Genomic DNA, 9,137 nt, shown 5'->3' on the forward strand with positions numbered 1-9,137 from the left:
AGTCCCGGGATGCGATGAGAACCTGGCTCGCACCGCTGCGGTGGCTCTTCCGCATCACGCTGGCGCTGCTGATCCTCTTCGAGGAATGGGGCTGGGAGCCGCTGCGGCGCGTCTTCGCGCTGCTGGCCAGGCTGCCCGTCATCCGGCAGATCGAGGCCCTGCTCAAACGCCTGCCACCGCGCTGGGCACTCGTGGCGCTGTTGCTGCCCAGCCTGCTGATCCTGCCGGTCAAGCTGCTGGCGCTGTGGCTGGTGGCCGAAGGCCGCGTGACGCTGGGCGTGGCCGTCATCGTCGCGGCCAAGCTGATTGGCACGGCGCTGCTGGCCTGGCTGTTCCAGCTCATCCAGCCGGCGTTGATGCAGCTGGCCTGGTTCGCCCGCCAGCATGGCCGCTGGACGGCCTGGAAGGCTGATTTGCTGGCCTGGGTGCGCGCGAGTGCGGCGTGGCGCTGGGCGCGGGCGGTCAGGCTGCGGGTGAAGCGGCTGTTCAGGCGCGGGCGAGAGGTGCCGCCGCCTTCGGTCTGAACTGCAGGCGCTGTTCGCGCTGGGCGTCGATTTCGGCGCGGATGGTGGCCAGTTCCGCCTGGCGCTCGTCGCGGTAGAAGAGGTTGTAGGCCTCGAAAGGCACCATGCGGCCGTCGGCCTGAGCGATGTGGATGCAGCTTTTCTTCAGCGCGCGGATGTCCAGCGATTGCGCATCCATGAATTGCACGATGAGAACGCGGAAGACGTCGCGGTAGCTGAGCTGCGGCGCGTCGATCTTCGGCAGGCAGCACAGCAGCTCGGACAGGCAGTTGGACTGGCTCTCGGGCGAATGGTTGGTTGAGAACAGCTTGAAGACCGAGGCCTTGAGCGCCGGGTCGCCCTCGAAGACGATGGTGCTGCGGTCGCCGGACAGCAGTGTGGCGGCGTCGAGATACCGGGTCAGCGGCACCAGACCGTTGGGGCCACGCAGCGCATATGCCATCGCCAGCGTGTCGGGGTTGCAGGGCACGGGCAGCACGTCGGCGGGCGTGAAGATGCCGCTTTGCTCGGCGATGCGGCGCCGCAGCTCGCTGACGGTCAGGCGGTGCTTCGCCGCGTCGTACGCTTCGACGCGGCCGGCGTTCTGGATGGGCTGCAGCGTCACGCCACGCACGCAGGCGTAGCTTTCGCCGTGGCGGATCACGTCGCCGATCTCGTCGTCGTTGATGCCGCGCTTGACGGTCATGACCAGCGTCGTCGACAGGCCCAGCGCGTCCAGCCGCTTCAGCGCCGCCTCGTGCGGGCCGCGCAGGTCGGCGCCGCGCAGGTCCATCAGCGCCTCGCGCCGCAGCGAGTCGAACTGAAGATAGACCTCCAGCCCCGGCGCATAACTCGCCAGCCGTTCGGCAAAGGCCGCGTCCTGGGCGATGCGCAGACCGTTGGTGTTGACCATCAGGTGCTTGATGGGCCGGGCCTTGGCGGCGTCGAGGATGTCGAAGAACTGTGGGTGCAGCGTCGGCTCTCCGCCGGAGATCTGCACCACGTCCGCTTCGCCCTCGCTGGCGACGACGGCGTCCAGCATCGCGATGACTTCTTCCATCGTGCGGTGTGAGAGCCGCTCCGGCCCCGAGCCCGCGTAGCAGGTGGGGCAGCGCAGATTGCAGTGGTCGCTGATCTCGATGAGGGACAGGCAGCTGTGCTGCATGTGGTCGGGGCACAGGCCGCAGTCGTAGGGGCAGCCGTATTTCATGGGCGTCGCAAAGCGCTGCGGCATCTCGGGCGGCTTCACGAACACCTCGCGGCACTGCCGGTAGTAGGCCGCGTCGTCGCTGACGAGCACGCGCTCGGTGCCATGGGCCGCGCACCACTTGTCCATGTAGACCCGCTCGTCCTTGATGACGATCTTGGCTTCGACCGGGCGCAGGCAGGTCGTGCAGACGGACTGCGTCGTGTCATAGAACAGGTAGGGGCGGTTCTTGCGGTTCATGGCGTGGCCAGTAGAGGCGGGCGGCGCCAGGCGCGCAGCACGAGTGGCAGGTAGACGGCGACGGCGACGAGACAGGTCCACTGGATACCTGACAGGCCCAGCGGGTACGCGACCGGCACCGGTTTGAGGAACTCGACGCCGAAGCGCCACAGCAGATAGCTGGCCAGGAAGAGCTTGAACGCCAGGCCCGGCGTGGGAAGGCGGGCTCGGTGCAGCGCCAGGCCCAACGCCAGCACGACGGCGATCTCGTAGAGCTGAGTCGGGTGTCGTGGGATGCCATCGCCGAAGTCCACGCCCCAGGGCAACGAAGTGGGCACGCCGTAGGTGTCGTCATGCAGGCCGGCGAGGAAGCAGCCCACGCGTCCGATGGCGAGGCCCACCGCGATGGGCAGCACCATCGCGTCGCCGGTGCTGCGGGTCTGGCTGGTGAGCTTCTTGGCAAGCTCCACGCCGATGAGGCCACCCAGTAGGCCGCCGACGACGCTCTGGCCCCGGAACGTGAGCGTTCCGTTCTGCCAGATGGCCAGCGCCACGTCGGGCCGGTCGATGAGGAAGACGAGCTTGTTGCCGAGGGCCGCGCCGATCAGCAGGCCCACCAGCACGCCGAAGTTGCCTGGCGCCAGCGCGCCGCTGCGCTGCTGGCGCCTCAGCGTGGCCCGCCAAAGCGCTGCACCCAGGCCCATGCCGGCGTATGCGAAGGCGGTGTGCGCCCAGGCGGCGGTGGTGGCGTCAGCGATCAAACGCGGGTGAGCCTGCGAGCCAGCTCGCGCGCGCCCAGCCATGCAATCAGGCCACCGATCAGCAGGCATGGCACCGAGATGATCAACACGGCGCCTGCGTAGCTCTCATGACGCGGGGGCGAAAGCAACTCAGACACGGACATCGCTGTGAAGGCGCCGCCACACAACCCAGCCAGTCCGAAGCCCAGCGTGGCGATGACCAGCAGGCCGGTGATCAACGCCCGTCCAAGAGATCTTTCGGTGTCGTCGCTCATGAGGCCTCCTCGTCGACGGGCGGTCTGCGCAGCAGTTGCCTGATCTTGCTCACGCAGGTCCTTACCATGAAGAAGCCGCTCATCATGCAAGGCACGGAGAGGACCAGGAAAATCGCCACGTCGATGTGGCCTTGCAACAGCGGTGGCACGGCGCTTACCGTGAAATATCCACCGCACAGCCCGACGGCGCCGAAGCCCAGCACGCCAACGGTCAACGCTAGCAACGCGAACCCGCGCTCCAGCTTGTCGAGCCGGTCGCTCATGATGAAGAGGGCAGCAATGCGGCGACGCGGGCCTGCAACTGCTCCGGTGACACCGCCGCTGGCGGCATCGCCTCACCCACCATTAAGCTGATCCGGCTCCACACCCCCCGCCGCAGCGGCTTGCTCATCGCCTTGCCACCCTCGAAGCGCGAGAAATAACTGCCCCACAGATTGCCCAGCGCCATCGGGATAACGGGCACATCGGGCAGGCCGTCGATAAGCTTCATGACCCCGCCCTTGAAGGGCTGCAGCGTGCCGTCGCGGGTGATGCCGCCCTCGGGGAAGATGCAGACCATCTCGCCGTCGGCCAGTACCGCGCGGGCGGCGGTGAAGGCGGCCTCATAGGTGGCCGGGTCGGTCTTCTGCGGCGCGATGGGGATCGCCTTGGCGAGGCGGAACATCCAGCCCAGTACCGGGATGCGGAAGATCTGCGCGTCCATCAGGAAGCGGATCGGGCGCGGGCTGGCGGCCATCAGCAGCACGGCGTCGACGAAGGACACGTGGTTGCACACGAGCACGGCGGGGCCGGTGGTGGGAATGCGCTCGTCGTTGACGATCTTGAAGCGATAGACCAGGCGCGTCAGCACGAAGGCGAAGAAGCGCAGCAGGTACTCGGGCACGATGAGAAAGATGTAGATGCCCACGATGGCGTTGGCGATGCCGACGGCCAGGAAGATCTGCGGGATCGTCAGCCCCGCGCTCAGCATGGCGCCGGCAATGATGCTGCTGGCGATCATGAACAGCGCGTTCAGGATGTTGTTGGCCGCGATGATCCGCGCCCGGTGCGTGGGCTGGGCGCGCAGCTGGATCAGCGCATACATCGGCACGCTGTAAAGGCCCGCGAACAGGGCCAGCGCGCCCAAGTCGGCCAGCACGCGCCAGTGCGCGGCGATGCTGAGGAAGCCGCTCACCGTGTAGGGCTCGCTCGCCGGCAGGCCGCTGGCGGCGAAGTACAGGTCGATGGCGAACACACTCATGCCGATGGCGCCCAGCGGCACCAGGCCGATCTCCACATGGCGCTTGGACAGCATCTCGCACAGCAGCGAACCGATGCCGATGCCAATGGAGAACACCGCCAGCAGCAGCGACGCGACCTGGGCGTTGCCGTGCAGCACCTCCTTCGCGAACGCGGGGAAATTGCTGAGAAAGACGGCGCCGAAGAACCACATCCACGAGATGCCGAGCAGCGAGCGGAATACGGCCAGGCCCTCGTGCGCCAGCTTGAGGTTGCGCCAGGTCTCGGTGAAGGGGTTCCAGTTGATGACCAGGTCGGGGTCGGTCGACGGGCTGGGCGGCACGCGCTGTGCGGTCACGCGGCCCAAAACCGCCAGCGCCAGGCAGGCCCAGGCAACGTGGTGCGGGCCAACGACGGGCGTGTCCACAAGGATGCCGCCGGCCAGCTGGCCCAGCAGGATGGCGACGAAGGTGCCCATCTCCACCATGCCGTTGCCGCCGGTCAGCTCGCGCTCGCTCAAGTGCTGCGGCATGTAGGCGTACTTGACCGGGCCGAACAGCGTGGAGTGCAGGCCCATCAGGAACACGCAGGCCAGCAGCGTTGGCACATGGGCCGCGTAGAAGCCCCAGGCAGCCACCGCCATGATGGCGATCTCCAGGCTCTTGACGAGCTGCATCAGCCGCGCCTTGTCGTGCTTGTCGGCGAGCTGGCCGCTGGTGGCCGAGAACAGCACGTAGGGCAGGATGAACAGCGCCCCGATGACCAGGCCCGCGTGGCTGGGCGGCAGCCAGTCCAGCTGCAGCTGGTAGGTGATCATCAGCGTGAAGGCGAACTTGAAGACGTTGTCGTTGGCGGCGCCGAGGAACTGCGTCCAGAAGAAGGGCGCAAAGCGGCGCTGGCCCAGCAGGGCGAACTGATTCGGATGATTCATGTCTGCCCCTCGGCTCGCGCATACGCCAGTCGATCCCCCGCGGGGATGGCGGGCCGGCTTGGGGCGGCCCGGCGCTCGCCCCGCTCGAATCCAGTTGAACTCTGTTTGGCTTTCATTGCTTGACCAGTTGCGGTGGTTCGGAGAGGCCGGCGCGCGGCAGCCACGCGAACATCGAGTCCACGGTGACCGTGTCGATGTGCCGCGTCATGCGGCGCGCGGTCGGATGATCGTCGAAGGCGATGTTGGCCTGGGTCAGGCGGCCGCCCAGGCGCTCCAGGGCCGACAGGCGCAGATCGGTCGGCTGGTAGCCCTGGCTCTTCAGCCAGTCTTGCGCCGCGCGGCGGCTGACGATGCCCGGTGCGGCGGCGCTGGCCAGCGTCTCCAGCACCCACTGGTTGCTTTGCTGGTAGGTGGTGCCGAAGGCATAGGACACCATGCTGTAGCGGCGCTCGTTGAAGTGCGCCGCACGGGCGTTGTCCGTCAGGATGGGCAGCAGGGCCTGCTGCAGCTCGGGCTTGAGCACGACGAAGGCGGCTTCGTAGCGGTGCGGGTTGTCGAGGTAGAACTCGCCCAGCCCCTGGCGGTACAGCGCGGCATGGTCCGTGCCGCAGTGGTTGAGCTTGTGCATGACGCGCCAGACGGCAGGCTGTTGGCTGATGTCCTTGTAGACAAAGCCCAGGTGCGACCACTTCAGGTCGTACTTGGACAGGTCTTGCCCGGCGCGGGCCAGGATGGCGACCTGAGCGCCGCTGGCGTCGAGCTGCCGGGCGGTCGCCAGGGCCAGCGTCAGGCCTTGTTCCACCTGGCGCAACGTAGCGGGCTGTTCCTCGCAGGGCCGGCCGGCATGGGCGGCGGTGGCCAGTGCCAGCGCCGCGCTGACCAGCAGGCGCTTCAACGGCTCACCTGCTCGTTGTGGAGCAGGGCCTTGCCCACTTCGTTGGGGATGAAGGCGATGACATGGCCGGTGGCCGACAGCACCGTACCGGCCGCGATGACGGACACGACCACGGCCGCGCCGGTGGACACGACGACGCCCTCGGCCAGCCTGCCGGCGGTCCGCAAGCTGATGCGGGCGCCGTCCGAGGCGCGCTCCAGCACCCAGACGGTTGCGCTGCCGACGACCTCGACACTGACGACGGCCAGCGTCACGCCAGCCGACAGCATGCCGGCGGGGATGGCGCTGAGCGCGACGCCGGTGGCACTGACCGCACCCATCGACAGCACGACGGGCGCGGCCGACACGGCCAGGCTGATCTCCGACTGGGCCGTGGCGGGAACGGCGAGCATCGCGAGTGCAAGGGACAGGCTGGTGGCGGCAAGCAGGCGTTTCATGTTGTCGGACTCCGGGAGTTGTTGAGCGTTGGGTTGGGACTGCATGGCGGCATCGCGGCGGCCCTGCGGGCGGGCGTCGGGCAGGTCGGCCTCATGCGCGTCGCGCAGCATCTTGGCCAGCGTGAAGCGTTGGAGATCAAAGAGCCGGCAGACCAGAAGGTAGGCCTTGCACACCGGCGTCGGCCAGGCGCCTGAGTCGCGGCGGAGATGAGCTTGGAGCATGGTGTTGCCGTGCTTGTGGGGGTCGGAATGGGCGCGATCTTGCGTGAAGCCGGCGGTGCCAGCCTCGGGAATAGTTCCAAGGCGCATGGCAAGCGCCGCGAAGTACCGCTTCATGACACTGCCGGCCGTTGGAAATGCAGGCGCGTGGCGAACACGGCCGGCGACAGCCGAGCGCCACGCCAGCGGGTCAGGCGTTTGAGTGCCAGGTCGAACAGCAGCGGGTTGTACTCGCGCAGCGTGTCGAGTTGCGGCGCGTCGGCTGCATCCAGCAGGCCGGCTTTGACAAGCGCCGTCAGGCGCACTGCGGCGGGAATGCCTGGCAGCGGGTAGTCCGAGCCATGCAGCAGGCGCGGGTGCCAGTCCTCGCGCGTGAACAGCGTGCGCGCCACCTCGGGCTTGCGGTTGGTCTGCAGCGTCACGGAGATGTCGCCCATCAGCCGGCCGCCCCAATCCTCGTCCATCAGCCGCGCAAACAGCGCGAAGGCGCTCGCCTCGCGCGGGCGCTTGAGATCCAGGTCCAGCGCGTTGCCGAGCGACGCGCAATGCGCGACGACGACGCGCACGCCCTGCGCCAGTGCCGCGCGCACGTGCAGCGGGTTGCCGAGCTCGTCGCGGCCGGCGCCCGGCACGGCGCGCTCCTCGCCGCAGTGGACGATGACCGGCAGTCGCGCCGCGGCCAGCCGCTCGTAGAAGGGGCGCAGCCGCGGGTGGCGCAGGTCGATGTTCATGGCCGACGGCAGCCACTTCAGCGCGACAGCGCCTTGGGCCAGGGCCTCGTCGAGACGCGCCAGCGCGTCGGGCCGATGGGGGTGGATGGACGCGACCCAGGCGAAGCGCTGCGGGCACGCGGCGGCCACGCCGGCCGCGTAGGCGTTGGGCACGTGGAACGTGGTGTGCGCCGCAACGGGCCGGCCGGCGCTGTCGCAGGCATGGTCGAAGGCGAACAGCATCCAGCGCGCGCCGACGGGGAAGTCCTCCGCCAGCGCCTGCAGCCGCTCGACATAGGCGCGGTCGACGCTGGGCGCATCAGCCGGCACGCAGGCGGCATTCAGGATGAAGCGCTTGCGCAGCACCTCCACGGGGTGCCACCACTGGCTCAGCTGGGCGTTGACCGTGCAGCCCGAGCCGGAGTCGCCGGTGCCGAGCAGGTGCGTGTGCACGTCCCACAGCTGGCTCGCGTCGAGGCCGTCGAAGGTCCGCTCGACCAGCGGCCTCAGCGCATCCGGGATGCCGCTGCGGCAGGGGTTGAGCAGGCCGGCACGGGACGGGCCGGCGAGGGCGGTGAACAGACCGGCGGCTGCGCCGCAGCACAGCAGGTGGCGTCGGGTGAGCATGTCTTGTCGGGGCAGGAGTGGCGAGGGGCGCGAGCATCTGCGGCAGGCCTGGCCACGCCGCCGTTTTTATCGGCGCGGCTCGGGCCTTGCGCCCAGCGGTGCCGTCATGCGCTACCGTCTCGCCCCATGTCGAGCACGCAATCGCTGGTGGCCCTCATCAAGGCCGAGTTGAAGTCGCAAGGCCTGAGCTATGCCGAGCTGGCCAGGGAGCTGGCTCTGTCGGAGTCCAGCGTCAAGCGCATGCTGGCGCCGGGCGGCGAGATGCCGCTGTCACGCGTGGACGAGATCTGCCGGGTGCTCAAGGTCGACTTCGCCGAACTGGCCGCGCGCCTGGCGGCCCAGGCGCCGGCGCTGCGCGAGCTGAGCCTGGCGCAGGAGCGCGCCGTCGTGGCCGACCCCAAGCTGCTGCTGGTGGCCATCTGTTGCCTCAGCCACTGGGCGCTGGAAGACGTGCTGGCGCGCTACCGCATCGCCGAGGCAGATGCGATTGCCGCGCTGGCCCAGCTGGACCGCCTCGGCGTCATCCAGCTGCGGCCGCACAACCGCTACAAACTGCTCGTGTCCAAGACGCTGCGCTGGCGCGCGCAGGGGCCTGTGATGACGTTCTTCCGGGAGCGCGTGATGGCCGACTTCTTCGCCGGCGGCTTCGACGGCGAGGGCGAGCTGCTGACCCTGGTGCACGGGGAATTCGGCGCCGGCCATGCGCGCGAACTCGCCGAGCGGCTGCAGCGCGCCGCCGACGACTTCGCCCGCCAGCACCTGCTGGACCAGAAGCTGCCGTCGGCCGACAAGCGGCCCTACAGCGTCGTCATCGGGCTGCGGTCGTGGGTGTTCGAGGCCTTCAGGGACCTGGAGCGGCCTGGCTTGGGTCAGCGCAAGGGCTGAGGCGCGGCATCAGGGGGGGAGGCACGCACTCGCTGGGCTGCGTCCGCCCCGGGGCGCTCGGACCGCGCAGCGAGCGGTCTGGCGCATGCTCAAATGTTGGGCAGAAATCGTTAACGATCCCCACACAACACGTTGAACTAAACCGCTGACGCGGTGGTTTACTGGCTGGGAAGCCAGCAGAGTCGGAGCGGCGTACCTTGACCGATGCGGGCATGTGCCCGAGAGGATCAAGGAGAGCCGTCATGGCTGCCACCACCCCACCCAAGATCAG

Annotated in this window: 10 protein-coding genes; 2 read left to right on the forward strand and 8 right to left on the reverse strand. The window is 68.6% G+C overall.

Annotated elements, in window-relative coordinates; all coding sequences use genetic code 11:
* The first annotated feature begins 14 nt into the window (after positions 1-14).
* The gene (locus tag ACT6S0_RS15695; RefSeq protein WP_444764742.1) at positions 15-524 is read left to right on the forward strand and encodes a hypothetical protein; all 510 of its coding nucleotides are present in this window, start codon (positions 15-17) and stop codon (positions 522-524) included.
* Here the strand turns inward: ACT6S0_RS15695 and ACT6S0_RS15700 are convergent.
* The 8 genes from ACT6S0_RS15700 to ACT6S0_RS15735 all read right to left on the reverse strand — a co-directional run bounded on the left by ACT6S0_RS15700 (position 487) and on the right by ACT6S0_RS15735 (position 7,981).
* Positions 487-1,950 carry a radical SAM protein gene (locus ACT6S0_RS15700; RefSeq protein ID WP_444764743.1) on the reverse strand — a complete coding sequence of 488 codons (1,464 nt, stop codon included), beginning with the start codon at positions 1,948-1,950 and terminating at the stop codon, positions 487-489. The genes ACT6S0_RS15695 and ACT6S0_RS15700 overlap by 38 nt on opposite strands.
* The gene (locus tag ACT6S0_RS15705) at positions 1,947-2,690 is read right to left on the reverse strand and encodes a prolipoprotein diacylglyceryl transferase (protein ID WP_444764744.1); all 744 of its coding nucleotides are present in this window, start codon (positions 2,688-2,690) and stop codon (positions 1,947-1,949) included. The genes ACT6S0_RS15700 and ACT6S0_RS15705 overlap by 4 nt, the downstream gene beginning before the upstream one ends.
* Entirely contained in the window at positions 2,687-2,944 is a 258-nt protein-coding gene (locus tag ACT6S0_RS15710; protein WP_444764745.1) for a hypothetical protein, read from the reverse strand. The genes ACT6S0_RS15705 and ACT6S0_RS15710 overlap by 4 nt, the downstream gene beginning before the upstream one ends.
* Complete coding sequence (locus ACT6S0_RS15715; protein WP_444764746.1) at positions 2,941-3,207, reverse strand: hypothetical protein; 267 nt, start codon at positions 3,205-3,207, stop codon at positions 2,941-2,943. The genes ACT6S0_RS15710 and ACT6S0_RS15715 overlap by 4 nt, the downstream gene beginning before the upstream one ends.
* Entirely contained in the window at positions 3,204-5,093 is a 1,890-nt protein-coding gene (locus ACT6S0_RS15720) for an MFS transporter (RefSeq protein ID WP_444764747.1), read from the reverse strand. Before ACT6S0_RS15720 ends, ACT6S0_RS15715 begins: the two co-directional genes overlap by 4 nt.
* A 112-nt stretch (positions 5,094-5,205) precedes the next feature.
* On the reverse strand, positions 5,206-5,988 hold the full coding sequence (locus tag ACT6S0_RS15725) for a DUF2145 domain-containing protein (RefSeq protein ID WP_444764748.1): 783 nt from the start codon (positions 5,986-5,988) through the stop codon (positions 5,206-5,208).
* Positions 5,985-6,734: a hypothetical protein gene (locus tag ACT6S0_RS15730; RefSeq protein WP_444764749.1), complete on the reverse strand. Its 750-nt coding sequence runs from the start codon at positions 6,732-6,734 to the stop codon at positions 5,985-5,987. Before ACT6S0_RS15730 ends, ACT6S0_RS15725 begins: the two co-directional genes overlap by 4 nt.
* Positions 6,735-6,757: 23 nt before the next feature.
* Positions 6,758-7,981: an amidohydrolase family protein gene (locus ACT6S0_RS15735; RefSeq protein ID WP_444764750.1), complete on the reverse strand. Its 1,224-nt coding sequence runs from the start codon at positions 7,979-7,981 to the stop codon at positions 6,758-6,760.
* Between the two features lie 126 nt (positions 7,982-8,107).
* Here ACT6S0_RS15735 and ACT6S0_RS15740 point away from each other — a divergent pair, with 126 nt between their 5' ends.
* Entirely contained in the window at positions 8,108-8,866 is a 759-nt protein-coding gene (locus ACT6S0_RS15740) for a helix-turn-helix domain-containing protein (RefSeq protein ID WP_444764751.1), read from the forward strand.
* Positions 8,867-9,137 lie beyond the last annotated feature (271 nt).

The organism is Roseateles sp., from assembly GCF_052436255.1.
GTDB lineage: Bacteria > Pseudomonadota > Gammaproteobacteria > Burkholderiales > Burkholderiaceae_C > Pelomonas.